This is a genomic window from Streptomyces sp. NPDC006610 (assembly GCF_040611575.1).
Classification (GTDB): Bacteria; Actinomycetota; Actinomycetes; order Streptomycetales; family Streptomycetaceae; genus Streptomyces.
In genome coordinates, this window is record NZ_JBEXOP010000035.1 from 37,556 (window position 1) to 56,403 (window position 18,848).

General features: G+C 73.1%; 17 protein-coding genes. 11 read left to right on the forward strand and 6 right to left on the reverse strand.

Translation table 11 applies throughout. The annotated features are described in order from the left end of the window. Positions 1–94: 94 nt before the first annotated feature. On the forward strand, positions 95–1,447 hold the full coding sequence (locus ABZY13_RS25160) for a M14 family metallopeptidase (protein ID WP_356634477.1): 1,353 nt from the start codon (positions 95–97) through the stop codon (positions 1,445–1,447). 1 nt (position 1,448) lies between these two features. On the opposite strand, the gene ABZY13_RS25165 is transcribed toward ABZY13_RS25160, so the two are convergent. The 4 genes from ABZY13_RS25165 to ABZY13_RS25180 all read right to left on the reverse strand — a co-directional run bounded on the left by ABZY13_RS25165 (position 1,449) and on the right by ABZY13_RS25180 (position 4,476). Beyond that, the gene (locus tag ABZY13_RS25165) at positions 1,449–2,009 is read right to left on the reverse strand and encodes a hypothetical protein (protein ID WP_356634479.1); all 561 of its coding nucleotides are present in this window, start codon (positions 2,007–2,009) and stop codon (positions 1,449–1,451) included. A gap of 117 nt (positions 2,010–2,126) precedes the next feature. Next, on the reverse strand, positions 2,127–2,537 hold the full coding sequence (locus ABZY13_RS25170; RefSeq protein ID WP_356634481.1) for a RidA family protein: 411 nt from the start codon (positions 2,535–2,537) through the stop codon (positions 2,127–2,129). Next, positions 2,534–3,340: an IclR family transcriptional regulator gene (locus ABZY13_RS25175; protein ID WP_356634483.1), complete on the reverse strand. Its 807-nt coding sequence runs from the start codon at positions 3,338–3,340 to the stop codon at positions 2,534–2,536. Before ABZY13_RS25175 ends, ABZY13_RS25170 begins: the two co-directional genes overlap by 4 nt. Next, a complete protein-coding gene (locus ABZY13_RS25180; RefSeq protein WP_356634485.1) occupies positions 3,337–4,476 on the reverse strand; it encodes a sugar kinase in 1,140 nt (379 codons plus the stop codon). Before ABZY13_RS25180 ends, ABZY13_RS25175 begins: the two co-directional genes overlap by 4 nt. A gap of 148 nt (positions 4,477–4,624) precedes the next feature. On the opposite strand from ABZY13_RS25180, the gene ABZY13_RS25185 reads away from it, so the two are divergent. Beyond that, positions 4,625–5,905, forward strand: coding sequence for an amino acid deaminase (locus ABZY13_RS25185; protein ID WP_356634487.1), 1,281 nt, complete (start codon positions 4,625–4,627; stop codon positions 5,903–5,905). An 8-nt stretch (positions 5,906–5,913) separates the two neighbouring features. Beyond that, positions 5,914–7,527 (forward strand): D-aminoacylase, encoded by a 1,614-nt coding sequence (locus ABZY13_RS25190; protein ID WP_356634489.1) that lies wholly within the window; start codon positions 5,914–5,916, stop codon positions 7,525–7,527. Positions 7,528–7,903: 376 nt separating this feature from the next. Here ABZY13_RS25190 and ABZY13_RS25195 read toward each other — a convergent pair whose 3' ends face one another. Then, entirely contained in the window at positions 7,904–8,551 is a 648-nt protein-coding gene (locus ABZY13_RS25195; RefSeq protein ID WP_356634491.1) for a hypothetical protein, read from the reverse strand. 127 nt (positions 8,552–8,678) lie between these two features. Here ABZY13_RS25195 and ABZY13_RS25200 point away from each other — a divergent pair, with 127 nt between their 5' ends. The 6 genes from ABZY13_RS25200 to ABZY13_RS25225 all read left to right on the forward strand — a co-directional run bounded on the left by ABZY13_RS25200 (position 8,679) and on the right by ABZY13_RS25225 (position 15,018). Next, positions 8,679–9,890 (forward strand): pyridoxal phosphate-dependent aminotransferase, encoded by a 1,212-nt coding sequence (locus tag ABZY13_RS25200; protein WP_356634493.1) that lies wholly within the window; start codon positions 8,679–8,681, stop codon positions 9,888–9,890. Between the two features lie 87 nt (positions 9,891–9,977). Then, complete coding sequence (locus ABZY13_RS25205) at positions 9,978–10,406, forward strand: hypothetical protein (RefSeq protein ID WP_356634495.1); 429 nt, start codon at positions 9,978–9,980, stop codon at positions 10,404–10,406. A 157-nt stretch (positions 10,407–10,563) separates the two neighbouring features. Further along, entirely contained in the window at positions 10,564–11,637 is a 1,074-nt protein-coding gene (locus ABZY13_RS25210) for a substrate-binding domain-containing protein (RefSeq protein ID WP_356634497.1), read from the forward strand. Between the two features lie 12 nt (positions 11,638–11,649). Beyond that, positions 11,650–12,855 carry a toxic anion resistance protein gene (locus tag ABZY13_RS25215; RefSeq protein ID WP_356634499.1) on the forward strand — a complete coding sequence of 402 codons (1,206 nt, stop codon included), beginning with the start codon at positions 11,650–11,652 and terminating at the stop codon, positions 12,853–12,855. After that, positions 12,852–14,411, forward strand: a complete 1,560-nt coding sequence (locus tag ABZY13_RS25220; protein WP_356634501.1) for a substrate-binding and VWA domain-containing protein — start codon at positions 12,852–12,854, stop codon at positions 14,409–14,411. Before ABZY13_RS25215 ends, ABZY13_RS25220 begins: the two co-directional genes overlap by 4 nt. Beyond that, the gene (locus ABZY13_RS25225; RefSeq protein ID WP_356634503.1) at positions 14,398–15,018 is read left to right on the forward strand and encodes a hypothetical protein; all 621 of its coding nucleotides are present in this window, start codon (positions 14,398–14,400) and stop codon (positions 15,016–15,018) included. The genes ABZY13_RS25220 and ABZY13_RS25225 overlap by 14 nt, the downstream gene beginning before the upstream one ends. An 84-nt stretch (positions 15,019–15,102) precedes the next feature. Here the strand turns inward: ABZY13_RS25225 and ABZY13_RS25230 are convergent, their stop codons facing one another. After that, positions 15,103–16,929: a phosphoenolpyruvate carboxykinase (GTP) gene (locus tag ABZY13_RS25230; RefSeq protein WP_356634505.1), complete on the reverse strand. Its 1,827-nt coding sequence runs from the start codon at positions 16,927–16,929 to the stop codon at positions 15,103–15,105. Positions 16,930–17,264: 335 nt separating this feature from the next. Between ABZY13_RS25230 and ABZY13_RS25235 the strand changes: the two genes are divergently transcribed. Both ABZY13_RS25235 and ABZY13_RS25240 read left to right on the forward strand, forming a co-directional pair. Then, the gene (locus tag ABZY13_RS25235) at positions 17,265–17,978 is read left to right on the forward strand and encodes a hemolysin III family protein (RefSeq protein ID WP_356634507.1); all 714 of its coding nucleotides are present in this window, start codon (positions 17,265–17,267) and stop codon (positions 17,976–17,978) included. A 92-nt stretch (positions 17,979–18,070) separates the two neighbouring features. Further along, positions 18,071–18,799 carry a Mut7-C RNAse domain-containing protein gene (locus ABZY13_RS25240; protein WP_356634509.1) on the forward strand — a complete coding sequence of 243 codons (729 nt, stop codon included), beginning with the start codon at positions 18,071–18,073 and terminating at the stop codon, positions 18,797–18,799. Positions 18,800–18,848 lie beyond the last annotated feature (49 nt).

Below are 18,848 nucleotides of genomic sequence, written 5' to 3' on the forward strand. Positions count from 1 at the left end.
CACAGCACGACGTACGTCGCACGAAAGCACCACCCCCCGCTCCACTCCCCGTTTCCGGAAGACCCCGGAACTCCTGGAGAACCAAGGAGACTTCATGCGACTTCGCATCCGCGGCTCGGGCGTTCGCGGCGGCAGGCGCACCGCCGCCGTCGCCGCCCTGCTGGCCCTCACCCTCGCGGCCCCCCTCTCGGCGACGGCCACCGACGCCACCGCCGACAGCGCCGAACGGGCCACGGCCTCGGCGGACGACGTCCGCCAGTACGAGGTCCACCTGCACTCCACCGCGGAGGACCGCACGGCCCTCCAGCGGGCCGGCGTCACCGTCGACGAGGTGCACGGCCACGGCGTCGTGGTCTCCGGCCGCGCCGACCAGATCAGGAAGCTGCGCGCGCTCGGCTACGACGTCACCGCCCTCGGCGCCGTCCCCGACCGCTCCGCCGGCGAGGACGACATCCGCCTCTACGACTTCCCGTCCGCCGACTCGCGTTACCACAACTACGCGGAGATGACGACGGCGATCAACTCGATCGTCTCGGCGAACCCGTCCATCGCCAGCCAGCGGGTCATCGGCACCTCCTACCAGGGCCGCAACATCGTCGCCGTGAAGATCAGCGACAACGTCGGCAGCGACGAGGCCGAGCCCGAGGTGCTGTTCACCCACCACCAGCACGCCCGCGAGCACCTCACCGTCGAGATGGCGCTCTACCTGCTGCGCGAGCTGACCTCCGACTACGGCACCGACTCCCGGGTCACCAGCATGGTGAACAACCGCGAGATCTGGATCATCCCGGACCTCAACCCGGACGGCGGCGAGTACGACATCGCCAGCGGCTCCTACCGCTCCTGGCGCAAGAACCGGCAGCCCAACTCCGGTTCGACCTACGTCGGCACCGACCTGAACCGCAACTGGAACTACCGCTGGGGCTGCTGCGGCGGCTCCTCCGGCTCACCGTCCTCCGACACCTACCGGGGCAGCGCCCCCGAGTCGGCCAAGGAGGTCAAGGTCGTGTCCGACTTCGTGCGCAGCCGGGTCGTCGGCGGCACGCAGCAGATCAAGGCGGGCATCGACTTCCACACGTACAGCGAGCTGGTGCTGTGGCCGTTCGGCTACACCTACTCGGACACCACGACCGGGATGACGGCGGACGACCGCAACGCCTTCGCCGCGGTCGGGCAGAAGATGGGCGCCAGCAACGGCTACACCGCGGAGCAGTCCAGCGACCTCTACATCACCGACGGGTCGATCGACGACTACCTCTGGGGCGTGCACAAGATCTTCGGATACACCTTCGAGATGTACCCGGCGTCCAGTTCCGGGGGCGGTTTCTACCCGCCCGACGAGGTGATCGAGCGGGAGACCTCCCGGAACCGGGACGCGGTCCTGCAACTGCTGGAGAACGCGGACTGCATGTACCGCTCCATCGGCAAGCAGGCGCAGTACTGCTGAATCAGTCGTCGCTCTCCCGGTCCTTCGCGGCGTCGCCGTCGCGGTCCTCGGCGCCTTCCTCGAAGTAGGCGTCGAGGACCTCGTCCAGGCGCTCGTCCCACTCCTTGTGCTGGGAGCGGGACCTGGCCAGGATCTCGATCGGGTACCAGCGGCGTTCGTGCGTGTGGACGGTGACGGTGTACCGCTTGCCGAAGCGGGCCGTCTCCGTCTCCACCGCGCCGATCTCGTCCCAGCGGAACTCGCACCGCTCCTCGTCGAGGCTCAGGCGCACGCCCCTGCGGTCGGCGACGATGCGGGCCCGGAAGTCGGCGGCCTCGAAGACGGGGCCGTCGACGACCGCCTCGTCCTCCGCCTCGTCGTCCGGCTCCGCCTCTGCCGGTTCCCCCTCGGACGCCGCGACGTCACCGGTCTCCTCGGAGCCGGCGCCCGACGCCTCGGGCGTCTCCTCGGTCGCGTCCTCCGGTTCGCCGGCGGCGGGCGAGGTGAGCCCGGGGATGAAGGCCGGGTCGAAACCGGCGCCCTCCAGGGGCTGGCTGCTCGTACCTATACGCTGCTGCTCCACAGCGGAGCAGTATGGTCGACAAACCTGTGCCGGAGACAGTCGACACCGACTTCGTTATCAGACCCCTACACGAAACGGCCGCACGCAGCCCTGCGGGGCCCCGCAGAACGGCGCGGATCAGCCCAGCACGGCGAGGGCGTCGATCTCGATCAGCAGGCCCGGCGGCAGGCCGACGTAGACGGTCGTACGGGCGGCGGGCGGCTGGGTGAGCCCCTGCTCCTCGAAGTAGGCGTCGTAGAGGGCGTTCATCTCGGCGAAGTGGTCCACGTCCGTCAGATAGACGCGGATCATCATCACGTCGTCCCAGGTCGCTCCGCCCTCCTCCAGGATCGCCTTGACGTTGGCGAGCGTCTGCAGGGTCTGCTCGCGCAGGGTCGGGCCGGCCGGCGTCGGGGGCCGGCCCTCCTCGGCGGGCAGGAAGCCGACCTGCCCGGCGACCTGGAGGATGTTGCCCTTGCGCACGCCGTGCGAGAACTTCGCGGGCGGCGCGGTGTGGGTGCCGGGCGTGAGGGCGATCTTGTCGGTCATGGGGTTCCTTGGGTTCCGTCGGTTCCGTCGGTTTCTTGCCGGGGGCCGGGGCCGGGTCCGGGGGTCCTCCCGGAGTACTCCGCGCTGATCGCGTCCGCCGTACGGCGCACCAGCGGGAGCAGCGCGAGGAGTTCGTCGCCGGTGACGACCACGTTGGGGGCGGACACCGACATCGCGGCGGCGACCCGGCCGTCGGCCCCGCGCACCGGCGCGGCGACGCAGTTGATGGACTCCTCGTGGCCGCCCATGTCGGTGGCCCAGCCCTGTTCGCGCACCTTCTCCAGCTCCCGCAGGAAGGCGGCGGGGCCCGGCGTCGAACGGGCGGTGTACATCGGGTAGTCGAGCTTCTCCGCGAGGGCGCGGCGCTCGGGCTCGGGGAGGTCGGCGAGGAGCAGCTTGGCGACGGCGGCGACGGTGATGGCGACGGGGCGGCCGATGCGCGAGTACATCCGGACGGGGTAACGGCTGTCGACCTTGTCGATGTAGAGCACCTCGCCGTCCTCGTACACCGCGAGGTGCACGGTGTGTCCGCAGCTCTCGCCGAGGCGGACGAGGTGGGGGTGGGCGATCTCGCGGACGTCGAGGTTCTCCATGGCCTCCTGCGCGAGCGCGAACAGCCGGGCGCCGAGGCGGTAGCGCTGGTCGGACTGGCGGTAGACGAGGCCGTGTTCGTGCAGGGTGCGCAGGAGGCGCAGGGCGGTGGACTTGTGCACGCCGAGCCGGTCGGCGACCTCGCCGAGACCGGCGGGGCCCTCGGCGAGCAGGGGCAGGATGCTCAGCGCGCGGTCGACGGTCTGGCTCATGGCGTACGCCTCTCCTCCTCGGCCCGGTGCGCGGCCCGGCCGGTGCGGTCCGCCACGGCCGGGTGCGGCGCCCGGCCGGTGCCGTCCTTCCCGCGCCCGTCCGCCGTCCGGCCGGTCCAGCCGGGGCCGAGTCGCAGTCTCCCCCACGCCGCGTCGTCCAGTGCGGCCAGCCGGTCGGCGTGGTCGCGGGCGGGCGGCGGGGCGAGGTCGCCGGGGACGGTGAGGGCGGCGGCGGCCATGAGGTGGCCGTGGCGCAGCCGGTCGCGGACGGGCAGCCCGCGCAGGGTGGCGGAGAGGTACCCGGCGGCGAAGGCGTCGCCCGCGCCGACCTCGGCGACGACGTCGACGCGGAGGGCGGGGGCGAAGGTGACGCCGCCCTCCCGGTCGAGGACGGTCGCGCCGCCGCGCCCCTGCTTGACGACGAGCGCGGCCGGTTCGGGAAGGGCGTCGCGCAGGGCCTCGGGCCCGTCCAGTCCCCAGGCCTCGCGGGCCTCGTCCTCGCCGACGAAGACGAGGTCGGCGCCGCGGGCGAGGTCGAGCAGCAGCCGCGGGCCGTCGGCGCCCCGGCGCCCCCGCCACAGCGAGGGCCGGTGGTTGACGTCGAAGGAGACCAGCGGGCGGCCGGGGCGGGGCGCGGTCAGCTCGCGCAGCAGGTCGAGGCAGTCGCCGGAGAGCGCGGCGGTGATCCCGGACAGGTGCAGCACGCGTCCCGCGCGGACGGCGGCGAGGTCGACGGTGCCGACGCCCATCGCGGAGGCCGCCGACCCGGCGCGGTAGTAGGCCACCTCGTGGCCCGCGCCGGCCCGGTCCCCGCCCGTGCGGAAGTAGACGCCGGTCGGCCGGTCGGGGTCCCGGCGCACGGCGCAGACGTCGACGCCGTACGCCGCGATCGCGCCGACCAGATGGTCGCCGAAGCCGTCGGCGCCGACCCGGCCGACCCAGCGGGCGGTGTGCCCGGCGGCGGCCAGCGCGCAGGCGACGTTGGACTCGGCGCCGCCGATCGCCCGGTCGAAGGAGGGCACGTCGGCGAGGCGGCCGGGCCGGGCGGGCAGGAAGGCGACCATGGACTCGCCGAGCGCGACGACGTCCACGAGCGCGGGGGCGTCGGGGGTGGCGAGGGCACCGTTGGAGGACACGACGGCGGGGCTCCTCGGTCGGCGGCGGGACGCGGGAGACACCGTTGACCCGCGCTCGGCCGAGATGTTAGACAGCGGGGAGCAACATACGCAATGCGCGTTGCACTGTCTGCAACGCGACCGGCAGCAGTCTCGTCTGGAGGGTTGCATGGCCCGCAACACCGGTACCGACGCCCTCGCCCGCCTCGCCGAGGAACGCGTCGACCACCGCTTCAAGGGTCTGCCCCCGGACGCCGACGGACTGACCGTCGGCGAGCTGGCCGCCCAGCGCCGCAACCTGTTCACCGGCGGCTTCACCACCCCCGTCCTCGCCCTGTCCGCCGAGCACCTGGAGCACAACCTGCGGCTGATGGCCGGGTACGCCGCCCGGCACGGCCTCGCCTTCGCCCCGCACGGCAAGACCTCCATGGCCCCGCAGCTGTTCCACCGTCAGATCGAGTACGGCGCCTGGGGCATCACGCTCGCCGTGCCGCACCAGGTGCGCGTGGCACGGGCGTTCGGCGTCGGGCGGGTCTTTCTCGCCAATCAGCTGGTCGACCCGGCGGCGCTGCGCTGGGTCGCCGCCGAACTGGCCGCCGACCCGGACTTCCGGTTCGTCTGTTACGTCGACTCGGTGCGCGGCGTCGAGCTGATGTCCGCCGCCCTGGAGGGTACGGCGGCCCGCCCGGTGGACGTGGTGGTCGAGCTGGCCGCCGGTGAGGGGGCCCGCACCGGTGTGCGCACGGAGGCGGAGTGCGCCGAGGTGGCGGACGCGGTGGCCGCCGCCCCCGGCCTGCGGCTGACCGGCGTCGCGGGCTACGAGGGCGAGGTGCCGCGGGCCGACCCGCAGCGGGTGGCGGCGTGGCTGCGCCGGCTGGTCGCGCTCGCGGCGGACTTCGACCGCGCCGGGCGGTTCGCAAAGGCGGAGGAGATCGTCGTCAGCGCGGGCGGCAGCGCCTGGTTCGACGCGGTCGCCGAGGCGTTCGCCGGCGTCCCGGACATGTCGCGGCCGGTGCTGAGGCTGCTGCGCTCGGGCGCGTACGTCTCCCACGACGACGGCCACTACCGCAGGCTCACCCCCTTCGCCCGCGTCCCCGAGGAGGGCGCCCTCGAACCCGCGTTCCGGCTCTGGACGCAGGTCGTCTCCCGGCCCTCCCCCGGCCAGGCGTTCCTCAACGCGGGCAAGCGGGACGCGGCGTACGACCTCGATCTGCCGGTCCCGCAGGCCGTGCGCCGGGGCGGCACCGAGCGCCCGGCCGCCGGGATCGAGGTGACCGCCCTGTCCGACCAGCACACCTGGCTGCGCACCGGCCCGGACGCGGACCTGGAGGTCGGCGACTGGGTCGGCCTCGGCCTGTCCCACCCGTGCACGTCCTTCGACAAGTGGCAACTGATCCCGGTGGCGGAGGCGGACGGCACGGTGGTCGACTGCGTCCGCACGTTCTTCTAGGGGGCACGGTGGAGGAGCTGGTCGTCCGGGACGCGGACGTCGTCGACGGCACCGGGGCGGACTCCTACCGCGCCGACGTCGTGATCGGCGGCGGCCGGATCGTCTCGATCGTCAAGGAGGCGGCGGCCGCCGGCTGCCAGCGCCCCCGGGCCCGGCGCGAGCTGGACGCCGAGGGCCTCGTCCTCGCCCCCGGCTTCATCGACATGCACGCGCACAGCGACCTCGCCCTGCTGCGCGACCCCGACCACAGCGCCAAGGCCGCGCAGGGCGTGACGCTGGAGGTGCTCGGCCAGGACGGGCTGTCGTACGCGCCGGTCGACGACCGCACGCTCGCCGAGGTGCGCCGGGCGATCGCCGGGTGGAACGGCCCCGGCGACGACGTCGACTTCGACTGGCGGACGGTCGGCGAGTACCTGGACCGCCTCGACCGCGGCATCGCGGTGAACGCCGCCTACCTCGTCCCGCAGGGCACCGTCCGGGCGCTGGTCGTCGGCTGGGAGGACCGGGCGGCGACGCCGGAGGAGCTGGAGCGGATGCGGCGGCTGGTCGCCGAGGGCCTGGAACAGGGCGCGGTCGGCCTGTCCTCCGGGCTCACCTACACGCCCGGCATGTACGCCGACGCGGCCGAGCTGACCGAGCTGTGCCGGGTCGTCGCCCGCTACGGCGGCTACTACTGCCCGCACCACCGCTCCTACGGCGCCGGCGCGCTGGAGGCGTACGGCGAGATGCTGGCCGTGGCCCGGGAGGCGGGCTGCGCCCTGCACCTGGCCCACGCCACGATGAACTTCGGCGTGAACGCGGGCCGCGCCCCCGAGCTGGGGGCGCTCCTCGACGCGGCGCTCGACGCCGGCGCCGACGTCACCCTCGACAGCTATCCGTACACCGCCGGCTGCACCACCCTCGCCGCGCTGCTGCCGGGCTGGGCGGGCGCGGGCGGCCCCCAGGCGCTGCTGGCCCGGCTGGCGGACCCGGCGACGGCCGCGCGGATCCGGCACGAGCTGGAGGTCACCGGCTCGGACGGCTGTCACGGGGTGCCGGTGGAGTGGGACACGGTCGAGATCTCCGGCGTGACCGATCCGGCGTTCGGCGCGTACGTCGGCCGTACGGTGGCGGAGTCGGCGGCGCTGCACGGCGAGGAGCCGTGGACCGTCGCCCACCGGCTGCTGGTCGGCGACCGGCTCGGCCCGACCGTCCTCCAGCACGTCGGCCACGAGGAGAACGTCCGCGCGATCATGCGGCACCGGGCGCACACCGGGGGCTCGGACGGCATCCTCCAGGGCGCGAAGCCCCACCCCCGCGCCTACGGCACGTTCCCGCACTACCTCGGCCGGTACGTGCGGGAGCTGGGCGTGCTGACGCTGGAGGAGTGCGTGGCCCGTCTCACCGGCCGCCCGGCGGCCCGGCTGCGGCTGCCCGACCGGGGCGTGGTCCGCGAGGGCCACCGCGCCGACCTGGTCCTGTTCGATCCGGCCACGGTCGCCGCCGGCGCGGCCTACGACGCCCCGCGCGCCCTGCCGACGGGCATCCCGTACGTCCTGGTCGACGGCCGCTTCGTCATCGAGGACGGCCGGCGCACCGACGTCCTCGCGGGTCGCGCGGTCCGCCGGACCCCCACCGGCTGACCGGCCCGCCCGTGCGGCCGGCCCGGGAGCCGTCGACCCGGCCCGCCGCACCGCCGATTCACCCGCGGAAACCTGCCCGGCGCGCGCCGTCGGTCCCCCGAGCCCTCGCCGTCAGTCCCGCCGAACCGTCGCCGTCGGCCTGCCGAACCTTCGCCCCGCCGGCCTCCACGCCGTAGGCTCCGGCACGTCGTCAGCTCCGGCCGCGTCGGGCCTCGGACGGGAACCGCGACCACGCCCCGACCCGGGCGCGCCCCCTTCCGACCCCCGGCCCGTGGCCGTGGGGCAGGCGCCGCAACGGCCCTCCCCGGCGGCCCCACTGCCGTCGCGTCGAGCAGCACACCCTGCCCATCCACGGGAGCCGCCCCGGACGCCCGCCCTACTTGGGCCCCTTGGTCGCCCCGTGTCCCCGTCCCGGCTTTCCGCCCCCGCCGCCCGGACCCGCGGTCGCCGTGGCCGTCGGCGTCGCGGAAGGGCGCGGGGCGGCGGTGGTCGCGGGCGCGGCGGAGGTCGCCGGCGCGGGGGCCGACGCGGACCCGGGGGCGCCGGACGCGGTGCCGGACGGCGGGGCCGGGACGGACGGCGTTCCGGCATCGGCCGCCGGGGCGGTCGCGGAGGGCGCCGTCCCCTCGGAGGAGGCGGTGGCCCCGGACTCGCCGGCCGTGGGCACGCCCGTGCGGTCGTGCTCGCCGCGCACGTCCTTTGAGGGCGAGGAGCCGGAGAAGGAGAACCCGGCGATCACCGCGGCCAGCGACACCGCGCCCAGCGCGCCGGCCGCCGCCGCGGCCCGGCGGCCCCGCCGGGCGGGCGGCCTGCGCCGGGAGTGGCGCGGCGGACGCGGAGCGCCGTCCGTCACCCTCGGCAGCTCGGCCGTGGCGTCGTAGCCGTTCTCCCAGCCGTGCGCCGCCGCCGGGTCGGCGTACTCCTGGTAGTCGGGGGTCTCCCCCGGCAGCGGGAGGTACACGTTCGGCGGGCCCTGGGGCTCGTCGCCGTACGCGTTGTCACCGGTCGGTCGGTGCTCGGACATGGCCGCGCATTGTAGGGACTGCGAGGGTTCCGGGGACAGCCGCCGGTCATACCATCGCAAACCGCCCTGCCCCCGCAGTGTCGGAAAACACGGCCCGGGGAGCCGTACCGGGTCGTAAGCTCCAGACATGCAGGTGATCCAGTCGACGAAGCTCGCCAACGTCTGTTACGAGATCCGGGGACCGGTGCTCGAGGAGGCGATGCGGCTGGAAGCGGCCGGTCATCGCATCCTGAAGCTCAACACCGGCAACCCCGCGGCGTTCGGTTTCGAGTGCCCCCCGGAGATCCTGGAGGACGTCCTCCGCAACGTCTCCACGGCCCACGGCTACGGCGACGCCAAGGGCCTGCTGGCCGCGCGCCGGGCCGTGGTGATGCACAACCAGACCCTCGGCATCGAGACCGACGTCGAACACGTCTTCATCGGCAACGGCGTCTCCGAGCTGATCACCATGGCGATGCAGGGCCTGCTGGACGACGGCGACGAGGTCCTCGTGCCGGCCCCGGACTACCCGCTGTGGACGGCCGCGGTCGCCCTGTCGGGCGGTACGGCGGTGCACTACCGCTGCGACGAGCAGTCCGACTGGATGCCCGACCTCGCCGACATCGAGCGCAAGGTGACCGACCGCACCAAGGCGATCGTCGTCATCAACCCGAACAACCCGACCGGCGCGGTCTACGACGAGGCGATGCTCAGGGGCCTCACCGACATCGCCCGCCGCCACAACCTGCTGGTGTGCTCCGACGAGATCTACGACAAGATCCTCTACGACGGCGCCCGGCACGTCCCGACCGCCTCGGTCGCCCCCGACCTGCTCACCCTCACCTTCAACGGCATGTCGAAGGCGTACCGGGTGGCCGGCTACCGGGTCGGCTGGATGGCGATCTCCGGCCCCCGCGCGCACGCCGACTCCTACATCGAGGGCCTGACGATACTGGCGAACATGCGCCTGTGCGCCAACATGCCGGGGCAGCACGGCGTGGTCGCCGCCCTGAGCGGACGCCAGTCGATCAACGATCTGGTGCTGCCGGGCGGCCGGCTGCACGAGCAGATGGACGTGGCCTACGACCTGCTGACGCGGATCCCGGGCGTGACGTGCGTGCGGCCGAAGGGCGCGCTGTACCTCTTCCCGCGGCTGGACCCCAAGGTCTTCAAGATCAAGGACGACCGCAGGATGGTGCTGGACCTGCTGCGCCGCGAGAAGATCATGGTGGTGCACGGCACGGGCTTCAACTGGCCCGAGCCGGACCACTTCCGGGTGGTCACCCTGCCGACGGTCGGCGATCTGCGCGACGCGGTGGGCCGGATCGGCAACTTCCTGGACGGCTACAGCCAGCGCTGACCGGGCCGCCGGGCGGACTGCACGATCGAACTCAACTTTAGACAGAATCTAAGCTAGGATGGTTTCCGCCAACAAGGAGGCCATCCCATGTACGAACCGATCCGCGCCAAGTCGGTCCACACGATGGCCGGCGGCACCGCCGACTTCCCCCACCGGTCCCGTGAGGAGGAGCTGGACATCCAGCTCGCCGGCCACCTCGCGGCACTGCTCGCCGTCACCGACGAGCTGCGCGCGACGGCCCCCTCCGAGGACCTGGACGCCGCGGCCGAGCGTCTGACCGCCCAGGTGACCAGGCTGCGGGGCGGCCAGTCGCCGGCCCGCGCGTCGGCCGCCGTCGCCGAGCCGCATCTCACCGAGCCGCACCTCGCCGCCCTGCACCGCCGGGCCCACGCCCTCGCCGGGCGGGCGCTGGTCGTCGCCGCGTCCCGCGCCGACACCGCGGCGGCGATCCTGGCGGCCGAGCGCATGGACGCGCACGCGCGGGCCCTGGAGCCGCGCGTCGCCCTCCAGGCGTAACCGCCCCCCGATCGGCCCCGGTCCGCGTGCACCGACAGCGGCGCGCGGACCGGGCGCCACGCACCGTACGGCGCTCGTTGCGTACCGGGACCGGGGTGTTACCCGCTGTTCATCCGCCACGGTGGGGAACGTCGGGTTCCGGGAGCACGCTCGCCGCGTGAAAAGAATCGCAGGCATCGTCCTCGCGGTCCTGCTGATCGGCGGCGTCGTGGCAGCCGTCGTAGCGGGCCGCAACGAGGACCAGGGCACGGCAACGAAGACCGTGCGGGGGGTCATCGGGTCGGAGAAGGCCGACTTCTTCGGCGACCGAAGGGTGGTGGACGCCCTCGCCGCGAAGGGCTACGCCGTGCAGGTCGAGTCCTCGGGTTCCTGGGCCATGGACAACCTGGACCTGAAGTCGTACGACTTCGCCTTCCCGTCCAGCCAGGCCCCGGCCGACGCGCTCGCCGCCGACGTCGGCGCCAAGAAGCCGCTGCCCCGCCCCTTCCGCTCGCCCCTCGTCGTGATCGCCCACGAGAACGCCGCGCGGGTCCTCGCGGACAACGGGCTGGCGACGCTGGAGACCGAGGGCCGCGGCGTGCTGAGGATGAAGGCCTATCTGAAGGCCGCCGAGGAGGACCGCACCTGGCAGCAGCTCGAGGGCGCGGAGCGGTACGGGGAGCTGACCGGCACCCTCTTCATCGCCACCACCGACCCCCAGACCTCCAACTCCGGCGCCCTTTACCTCGCGGCCACCTCCTACGTCGACAACGGCGAGAAGGTCGTCGCCGACTCCGCGGGGATCGACCGCACCGCGCCGCTGCTGCGCAAGCTGATCACCGTGCAGGGCGCCCAGCAGTCCAGCTCCGAGGGCGCGTTCCTGGACTTCGTCAGCGGCGCCGGCAACCCGCTCGTCCTGGTCTACGAGTCCCAGGTCGCCGCCCACCTCGCCAAGGACGCCACCGTGGACGACCTGGTCGTCCTCTACCCGGACACCACCGCCACCAGCGACCACACCGTCGTGCCGATCACCGAGGAGGGCCGCGCTCTCGGCGAACTCCTCGTCACCGACCCGGCCCTGCGCAAGCTCGCCGTCGAGCACGGGTTCCGCCTGGAGGGCAGCACCAGCGAGTTCACCGCGGCCACGGCCGACCGCACCGACTTCCTCAACCAGACGCTGACCGGCGTACGGCAGGCTCCCGTGCCCACCTTCGAGGTGCTGCGCGACATGGCGAGCCGGACGCGGGGCTAGGGGGATCAGCAGATGACCGAGTACAGCGCCAGCCAGGACACCAGCGCCAGCCGCGACGACACCTTCACGCTCACCCCGCCCGAGCCGGTGTCGGCGGTGCCGCGCGAGCGGGCCGGGGGGCTCGTGCCCGTGGACGAGGCGGTCCGCGCCGAGATGGCCCGCAAGGCCGCCGACTACGTGGCCGGCCTCGCCGCGCTCGACGCCCGCTCACCCGAGTTCGCCGGCCGGGTCGGCGAGATCACCGCCCTCGGCGCCGGGGAGATGCGCACCGCCGCCGCGCAGTCCAACCGGATGCTGGAACGCACCGTGCGCAGCCTGCCCGACAAGGGCGGCGACGCCCAGTCGCAGGTCGCCGGCTCGCTCGTGGAACTGCGCCGCGTGGTGGAGGACCTGGACCCCAGGGACCTGCCGACGGCCAAGGGGCGCAGGTTCCTGTCCCGGCTGCCCGGCGGGAACCGGCTGCGCGACCACGTAGCCAAGTACGCCTCCGCGCAGGGCACCCTCAACAAGATCGTCGGCACGCTCCGCGGCGGCCAGGACGAACTGCGCCGGGACAACGCGGCGCTGCAGACCGAACGGGTCCGCCTGTGGGAGACCATGGGCAAGCTCCAGGAGTACGTCGTCCTCACCGAGGCCCTCGACTCCGCCGTGGAGCGGCACATCGCCGGCGTGGAGCGCGCCGACCCGCAGGCGGCCGACAGTCTCCGCGCCGACGTGCTGTTCCCGGTCCGGCAGAAGCACCAGGACCTGCTCACCCAGCTCGCGGTGTGCGCCCAGGGCTACCTCGCCATGGACGTCGTACGCCGCAACAACGAGGAACTGATCAAGGGCGTCGACCGCGCGGCCACCACCACCGTCTCCGCGCTGCGGATCTCGGTCATGCTGGCCTCCGCGCTGGACAACCAGAAGAAGGTGGTCGACCAGGTGAACGCGCTGCGCGGCACCACCGAGGACCTGATCCGGGGCAACGCCGAGATGCTCGCCACGCAGAGCGGCGAGATCCAGCGGATCGCCGCCGACCCGGCGGTGGGCGCCGAGACCCTGCGCACCGCCTTCCAGCAGATCTACCGCACCCTCGACGCCATCGACACCTACAAGGTGCAGGCCACCGAGGCGATGGCCGCGACCGTGGAGTCGCTGACGGCCGAACTGCAGAACGCCAGTGCCTACTTGGACCGCAGCCGGGCGCAGGGCGCCCTCGAGGGAGGCCTCGCATGAGACGCATGCGCCTGTGGGGACGCCCGCTGGCCCTCGCCGCCGCCGCGCTGGCCGTGCTGACGGCCTGCACCTCCATGGACGAGGAGTCCGAGTTCGACGACGGCGCCAGCTACCAGCCGGGCACCCTGCGCGTGCTGGCCTCCAGCGAACTGGCCGACATGGCGCCGATCCTGGAGAAGGTGCGGGCGAAGACCGGCATCACCGTCCGCCCGACCTACGTCGGCACCCTCGACGCCGTCGACATCCTGGCCCGGGACACGGCGAACGGGCGGTACGACGCGGTGTGGCTGGCCTCCAACGACTATCTGCGGCTGCGCCCCGCCGCCGCCGACCAGGTCCTCTCGGAGACGCCGATCATGTCCAGCCCGGTCGCCATCGGCGTGCGCGAGCCCGTCGCCCGCGCCCACGGCTGGAAGCCGGACGACGTCACCTGGTCGGACATCGAGCGCGCGGTCCGCGAGGACGGCCTCACCTACGGCATGACCGACCCGTCCGCCTCCAACTCCGGCTTCGCCACCCTGGTCTCCGTCGCGTCCGCGCTCTCGGGCGCCCAGTCGGCGCTCACGGACGCGGACGTGGAGAAGGCCACGCCCCGGCTGAAGGAGTTCTTCAAGGGGCAGAAGCTGACCTCGGGTTCGTCGGGCTGGCTGGCCGCCGCCTACCGGGAGCGCCCGAACGTCGACGCGCTGCTCAACTACGAGTCCGTCCTCAGAGGCGTCGCGGGCATGACCGTGATCCGCCCCTCCGACGGCGTCGTCACCGCCGACTACCCGCTCTCCTCCCTCAAGTCCGCCCCCGCCACGGCCCGCGAGGACCTCCGCCGGCTCTCCCAGGCGCTGCGCACCCCGGAGATCCAGCGCGAGATCACCACGCGCACCCACCGCCGCCCGGTCGTCTCCACCGTGGAGCCGGCGCCCGGACTCGACTCCGGCAGACGGCGCGAACTGCCCTTCCCGGGCAGCCGGTCGGTCGCCGACGGGCTGATCGACTCCTACGACAACGAACTGCGCCGCCCGTCGCGGACGGTGTACGTGCTGGACACCTCCGGCTCGATGGAGGGCGACCGGCTCGAAGGGCTGAAGGACGCGCTCGTCGACCTGACCGAGGACTTCCGGGAACGCGAGGAGGTCACCCTCATGCCGTTCGGCTCGACGGTCAAGGACGTGCGCACGCACATCGTGACCCCGCAGAACCCGCGCCGGGGACTGGACGGCATCCGCCGGGACGCCGAGTCGCTCACCGCCGACGGCGAGACCGCGATCTACACCTCGCTCCAGGAGGCGTACGAGCATCTCGCGGCCGACGAGGACACGTTCACGTCGATCGTGCTGATGACGGACGGCGCCAACACCACCGGCGCGACGGCCGAGGACTTCGAGTCCTTCCACCGGGTGCTCGACCCGCGGCAGCGGGAGATCCCGGTCTTCCCGATCTACTTCGGCGACTCCGACCGCTCCGAGCTGGAGCGGATCGCCGATCTGACCGGCGGCCGTCTCTTCGACGCCGAGCAGGGCTCGCTGGACGGCGCCTTCGAGGAGATCCGTGGCTACCAGTAGATTCCTGGGCTATCTGGAGTCCCGCAAGAACATCACGGGCAGCTCCTGCGGGATCGTCGGCCTGGCGCTGACGTTCACCGGGTTGGCGGGGCCGTACTGGCCGGTCGTCGTGGTGGGCCTGTACGGCGCGGGCGCGCTGATCGCCCCGCCGGAGCGGCCCGCGCCGCCCGACTTCGCCGACCCGTCGGCCCCGCTGGAGGAGGTGCGCGCCGACTTCGGCCGGCTGCGCGCCTACCTCGCCGACGTCGACGTGCCCACGGGCCCCGCCGAGCGGCTGAAGGAACTGACCGACGTGCTGGAGGCGCTGCTGGAGCCGGGCTGGGTGGGCGAGATCCTGGCGCAGGACCCGGAGGGCGTGCACGCGCTGTCCCGGACGGTGCGCCAGGACGTCCCGGAGGCCGTCGACGCCTTCGTGCGCACCCGCTGGTGGCACCGGATGACGCCGGGCCAGGAGCCGCCCGAGCGCCATCTGGAGCGCCAGCTGGAGCTGCTGCTCGGGGACGCGCGGCGGCTGGCGGCGGACCTGCGGGACATGGAGGCCCGCCGCCAGGAGTCCCACACCCGCTACCTGGAGGGCCGCGGCGGGGGCGGCGGACTCGGCGCCTGACGAGGAGTCCGCGGCCGGCCGTGACGATGTTTCGGTCAGGGCACAGTCGGTTCGGTCCGGCCGCGGGGTCTTCGGGTACGGGGCTCAGCCCAGGCGCTCCACGAGGGCGCGGTACTCGTCCCACAGCTCCTTGGGCGTGTGGTCGCCGAAGGTGTCGAGGTGCTCGGGGATCAGGGCGGCCTCCTCGCGCCACACGTCCTTGTCGACGGTGAGCAGGAAGTCCAGGTCCTCCTCGGACAGCTCCAGGCCCTCGGTGTCGAGGGCGCCCTTGGCGGGCAGCACGCCGATCGGGGTCTCGACGCCCTCGGCCCGGCCCTCCAGCCGCTCGACGATCCACTTCAGGACGCGGCTGTTCTCGCCGAAGCCGGGCCAGACGAACCGGCCGTCGTCGTTCTTGCGGAACCAGTTGACGTAGTAGATCCGCGGCAGCTTCGCCGGGTCCTTGCCCTTGGCCACGTCGATCCAGTGGCCCATGTAGTCGCCCATGTTGTAGCCGCAGAAGGGCAGCATGGCGAACGGGTCGCGGCGCAGCTCACCGACCTTGCCCTCGGCGGCGGCGGTCTTCTCGGAGGCCACGTTGGCGCCGAGGAAGACCCCGTGGTTCCAGTCGAAGGACTCGGTCACCAGCGGTACGGCGGTGGCGCGCCGGCCGCCGAAGAGGATCGCGGAGATCGGCACGCCCCGGGGGTCCTCCCACTCGGGCGCGATGATCGGGCACTGCGAGGCCGGGACGGTGAAGCGGGCGTTGGGGTGCGCGGCCGGGGTGCCGGAGGCGGGCGTCCAGTCGTTGCCCTTCCAGTCCGTGAGGTGGGCCGGCGGCTCCTCGGTCATGCCCTCCCACCACACGTCGTTGTCGTCGGTGAGGGCGACGTTGGTGAAGACGGCGTTGCCCCACAGCGTCTTCATCGCGTTGGCGTTGGTGTGCTCGCCGGTGCCGGGGGCGACGCCGAAGAAGCCGGCCTCGGGGTTGATCGCGTAGAGGCGGCCGTCCTCGCCGAAGCGCATCCAGGCGATGTCGTCGCCGATGGTCTCCACCGTCCAGCCGGGGACGGTCGGCTCCAGCATGGCGAGGTTGGTCTTGCCGCAGGCGCTCGGGAAGGCGGCGGCGACGTACTTCGACTCCCCTCGCGGCGGGGTCAGCTTCAGGATGAGCATGTGCTCGGCGAGCCAGCCCTCGTCGCGGGCCATGACGGAGGCGATGCGCAGGGCGTAGCACTTCTTGCCGAGCAGGGCGTTGCCGCCGTAGCCGGAGCCGTAGGACCAGATCTCGCGGTCCTCGGGGAAGTGCGAGATGTACTTGGTGGAGTTGCAGGGCCAGGGGACGTCCTCCTGGCCGGGCTCCAGCGGGGCGCCGAGGGTGTGGACGGCCTTGACGAAGTCGCCGTCCTCGCCGAGCTGCTCCAGCACGGCGCTGCCCATCCGGGTCATCGTGCGCATCGAGACGGCGACGTAGGCGGAGTCGGTGATCTCGACGCCGAGCGCGGACAGCGGGGAGCCGAGCGGGCCCATGCAGAAGGGCACGACGTACATGGTGCGGCCGCGCATCGCGCCGCGGAACAGCCCCTGCTCGCCGGTGAAGATCTCCCGCATCTGCGCGGGGTCCTTCCAGTGGTTGGTGGGACCGGCGTCCTCCTCCTTCGCGGAGCAGATGAAGGTCCGGTCCTCGACGCGGGCCACGTCGGTCGGGTCGGAGGCCGCGTAGTAGGAGTGGGGGCGCTTGATCGGGTCGAGCCTGCGGAAGGTGCCCTTGGCCACGAGCTCTTCGCACAGTCGCTCGTATTCGGCCTCTGACCCGTCGCACCAGACCACCTCGTCCGGCTCGGTCAGTCGGGCGATCTCGTCGACCCAGGAGAGGAGTTCCGGGTGCCGGGTGGGGACGGTTTTCGGGGGAGCCGCGATGTCGCGCGCCACGATCGCTCCTAAATGAGGGATTTTCTTACTGTCTGCCCCGTGGGGGCCGCGACCCGGATGCCGCGCCCGTCTCCCTCTGGCGCTCATCCGGTGCCGACCGCACTCAGATGATCCTGCGAGGCGAGTGCCCATTTGTCCAGGGGGCCTCACACCTGAGCGGAGTGACGAACCCCACGCACCTCGGCGTTTCCCTCTGTTTCTTTACGCACACGTTGGGTTCACATGACCGCCTCTTGGGCGACGCGGGCCACGCGGCGACCCGGCCACCGTGAGAGCATGACCACGCCACAAGGCCGCTGATCCGCGACTTACGGTTACGTAGGTACGCTTTGGACATGACTTCGTCCGCTTCCGACGCGCCGAGGGACACGCCGGTCGCCGACCGCGTCTCCGCGGCGCTCTCCCTGCCGCAAGAGATCAAGCCCAAACTCCGCGGCTGGCTGCACCTGGGAATGTTCCCGGCGGTGCTCGTCGCGGGCCTCGTGCTCACCGCCCTGGCCGAGTCGCCCCGCGGGCGGCTGGCGTGCGGGATCTACGCGCTGACCGCCTGCCTGCTGTTCGGCGTGAGCGCGCTGTACCACCGGGGCGACTGGAGCCCGCGCATGGACGGCGTCCTGCGCCGCCTGGACCACTCCAACATCTTCCTGATCATCGCCGGCACCTACACCCCGCTGACCATGCTGCTGCTGCCCGGCGCCAAGGGCCGCTGGCTGCTGTGGGGCATCTGGGCCGCCGCGCTGGCGGGCATCCTGTTCCGGGTGTTCTGGGTCGGCGCGCCGCGCTGGCTCTACACGCCCTGCTACATCGCCATGGGCTGGGCCGCCGTCTTCTACCTGCCGGACTTCCTGCACACCGGCGGCGTCGCCGTGCTGGTCCTGGTGATCGCGGGCGGCATCCTCTACAGCCTGGGCGGCGTGGTCTACGGCATCAAGAAGCCCGACCCGTCACCGCGCTGGTTCGGCTTCCACGAGGTGTTCCACTCCTTCACGCTGGCCGCGTTCGTCGTCCACTACGTGGCGATCTCCCTGGTGGCCTACCGGCACTCCTAGGAGTGCCGCACCCGGGCCCGCGGGTCCGGGTGCACGGCCTGCCGGCCGGAGAACTCCGGGGACCGCGCCGGTCCGCGTGACATCCTGGCCCGGTGAACGGTCCCGAGATCCGCGTCGAGTTCGCCCCCGAACTGCAGCTGTTCGTCCCCGGCGCCCGGCGCGCCGGCGCCACCCCCCTCGCCACCGACGGGATGTCGTCCCTCGGGCACGTCGTCGAGTCCCTCGGTGTGCCGCTCACCGAGGTCGGGGCGCTCGTCGTCGACGGGCGGGAGGTCCCGGCGTCGTACGTGCCGGCCGGCGGGGAGAGCGTCGGCGTGCGGCCCGTGGCGCGCCCGCAGCGGGTCCCGGGCGCTCCCCTGCGTTTCCTCCTCGACGTCCACCTCGGCACCCTCGCCCGCCGGCTGCGGCTGCTCGGCGTGGACACGGCCTACGAGTCGACGGACATCGGCGACCCCGCGCTCGCCGCCCGCTCCGCCGCCGAGCGGCGGGTGATGCTCAGCCGCGACCGGGGGCTGCTGCACCGCCGCGAGCTGTGGGCGGGCGCGTTCGTCTACAGCACCCGGCCCGACGAGCAGCTGCGCGACGTCCTGGACCGTTTCCGCCCCGCGCTGCGGCCCTGGACCCGGTGCACCGCCTGCAACGGCCTGCTGCACGAGGCGACCGTGGACGAGGTCGCCGACCAGCTGCGAGGCGGGACGAAACGGTCGTACGACGTGTTCGCCAAGTGCGCCGACTGCGGGCGCGCCTACTGGAAGGGCGCGCACCACGACCAGCTGGAGGCCATCGTGGAGCGCGCCCTGACGGAGTTCCCGGGAGCCTGACGGCGTCGCAGGTCCGCCTCTCCGCAGGCCAGGCCGGCACGGCTGGGGT

What these genes read in the sequence shown, in the direction of transcription:
- ABZY13_RS25185 (WP_356634487.1), top strand. Translation starts at nt 4,625, where the DNA reads ATGGCCCGCAACACCGGTACCGACGCCCTCGCCCGCCTCGCCGAGGAA.
- ABZY13_RS25220 (WP_356634501.1), top strand. Translation starts at nt 12,852, where the DNA reads ATGAGACGCATGCGCCTGTGGGGACGCCCGCTGGCCCTCGCCGCCGCC.
- ABZY13_RS25175 (WP_356634483.1), bottom strand. Translation starts at nt 3,340, where the DNA reads ATGAGCCAGACCGTCGACCGCGCGCTGAGCATCCTGCCCCTGCTCGCC.
- ABZY13_RS25200 (WP_356634493.1), top strand. Translation starts at nt 8,679, where the DNA reads ATGCAGGTGATCCAGTCGACGAAGCTCGCCAACGTCTGTTACGAGATC.
- ABZY13_RS25235 (WP_356634507.1), top strand. Translation starts at nt 17,265, where the DNA reads ATGACTTCGTCCGCTTCCGACGCGCCGAGGGACACGCCGGTCGCCGAC.
- ABZY13_RS25205 (WP_356634495.1), top strand. Translation starts at nt 9,978, where the DNA reads ATGTACGAACCGATCCGCGCCAAGTCGGTCCACACGATGGCCGGCGGC.
- ABZY13_RS25195 (WP_356634491.1), bottom strand. Translation starts at nt 8,551, where the DNA reads ATGTCCGAGCACCGACCGACCGGTGACAACGCGTACGGCGACGAGCCC.
- ABZY13_RS25170 (WP_356634481.1), bottom strand. Translation starts at nt 2,537, where the DNA reads ATGACCGACAAGATCGCCCTCACGCCCGGCACCCACACCGCGCCGCCC.
- ABZY13_RS25215 (WP_356634499.1), top strand. Translation starts at nt 11,650, where the DNA reads ATGACCGAGTACAGCGCCAGCCAGGACACCAGCGCCAGCCGCGACGAC.
- ABZY13_RS25160 (WP_356634477.1), top strand. Translation starts at nt 95, where the DNA reads ATGCGACTTCGCATCCGCGGCTCGGGCGTTCGCGGCGGCAGGCGCACC.